Genomic DNA, 1,647 nt, shown 5'->3' with positions numbered 1-1,647 from the left:
CCATGCCCTACCACCCGGTGTTCAACGTCAAGAGCTTCGCGCTGGCCAGCAAGGACAAGTTCTTCCTGTGCATCGAGGCTACCGACCCCATGTACGACCGCGCCGAGACCCAGACGTTCCTGGAAAGCCTGCGGCCGCGTGAGATCGCGGAGGTGCCGCATTAACCTCCTGTCCCAACGCGCGAAGTTGTCGGTGAAGACGGCGGGGCTCGCGCTGGCGCTGGTGTCGCTGCTGGCCGGCTGCCGCCAGGACATGCACAACCAGCCCAAGTACACGCCGCTGCGCTCGAGCGACTTCTTCCCTGACGGCCGCTCCGCCCGCACGCCCGTCCCCGGCACCGTGGCCCGCGGCCAGTTGCGCGAGGACTCGGTCTTCTACACCGGCAAGGTCGGCGACCAGTTCGCAGCCCAGTTCCCCATGCCGGTGACGCGCGCCCTACTGGAGCGCGGCCAGGAGCGCTACAACATCTATTGCGCGCCCTGCCACGCACGCGCCGGGAACGGATTCGGAGTGGTGGTGCAGCGCGGCTACCGGCGTCCCGTGTCCTTCCACGACCCGCGGCTGCGGGCGGCGCCGCCCGGCTATTACTTCGACGCCATGACCCGCGGCTTCGGCGCCATGTCCGACTACGCGGCGCAGATCTCGCCGGAGGACCGCTGGGCCATCGCCGCTTACATCCGCGCGCTGCAGCTCAGCCAGCACGCCTCACTGGCGGACTTGCCGCCGGTGCAGCGTGAGCGACTGATGAAGGAACCGACGCCCCAGCCCAAGCCCGCGCCCGAAACCAAGCCGGCCGAAACCGAAAAGAAAGGCCCGCCGCCGGGAGTACAACGATGAGCTCCGAGCGCGCCAATCCGGTCACAATCAGCGACTTCGCCGCGCCGCCGATCGTGGAGCAGATCCAGCGACGCTCGCTAATCATCGGTCTGGTGGCCGTCGCCGCTTGCCTCATCGGCGCCTTCATCAATCCCGCGCAGTTCTTCCGCTCCTACCTCGCCGGTTACCTGCTGTGGCTGGGGATTTCTCTGGGCTGCCTCGCTATTCTCATGCTCCAGCACCTCTCCGGTGGCATCTGGGGATTCGTCATCCGTAGGCCGCTGGAGGCGGCGACCCGCGTCTTTCCCCTGCTGGCGTTGCTGTTCATCCCGCTGCTCTTCGGCCTGCACCAGCTCTATCCCTGGGCCGACCCGGCCAAGGTGGCGCAGGACTCGCTGCTCCAGCACAAGGCTGCCTATTTGAATCAGACCGCCTTCGTCGCCCGCGCCGTTTTCTACTTCGCGCTGTGGTGCGGCGCCGCGCATCTGCTCAGCCGCTGGTCGCTGCAGCAGGACCAGGTTCCCCGCGCCTCCTTGCGCGACCGCATGCAGGGCTTCAGCGCCGTCGGGCTGCTGCTCTACGGGCTGACGGTGACCTTTTCCGCCATCGACTGGGTCATGTCGCTCGATCCGCACTGGTACTCCACCATCTACGGCATGCTGTTCATGGCCGGCGGAGCGGTGGCAGCCATGTCGCTGATGATCGCCATGGCTTCGCTGCTCGCCAAGCACCCGCCCATGTCGGACGTCCTCGCGCCCGGGCACTTCCACGATCTGGGAAAACTGCTGCTGGCCTTCGTCATGATCTGGGCCTACTTCAGCTTCTCCCAGT

At 66.8% G+C, this 1,647-nt stretch carries 3 protein-coding genes; all 3 read left to right on the top strand.

Going from position 1 to position 1,647, the window contains the following annotated elements; genetic code table 11:
* The first annotated feature begins 2 nt into the window (after window positions 1-2).
* The gene (locus tag VGQ94_10030) at window positions 3-164 is read left to right on the top strand and encodes a quinol:electron acceptor oxidoreductase subunit ActD (protein HEV2022850.1); all 162 of its coding nucleotides are present in this window, start codon (window positions 3-5) and stop codon (window positions 162-164) included.
* Window positions 165-192: 28 nt separating this feature from the next.
* Window positions 193-837, top strand: a complete 645-nt coding sequence (locus tag VGQ94_10025; protein ID HEV2022849.1) for a cytochrome c — start codon at window positions 193-195, stop codon at window positions 835-837.
* Window positions 834-1,647, top strand: an 814-nt coding sequence (locus tag VGQ94_10020; GenBank protein ID HEV2022848.1) for a hypothetical protein, incomplete at its 3' end; no start/stop codon positions are given. The genes VGQ94_10025 and VGQ94_10020, both read left to right, overlap by 4 nt.

The sequence above is a fragment of the Terriglobales bacterium genome, assembly GCA_035937135.1.
In the GTDB taxonomy this organism is placed as follows: Bacteria; Acidobacteriota; Terriglobia; order Terriglobales; family Acidobacteriaceae; genus DASYVL01.
Note: the sequence above shows the minus strand (reverse complement) of the source record. Positions and strands in the feature narration are given on the sequence as shown.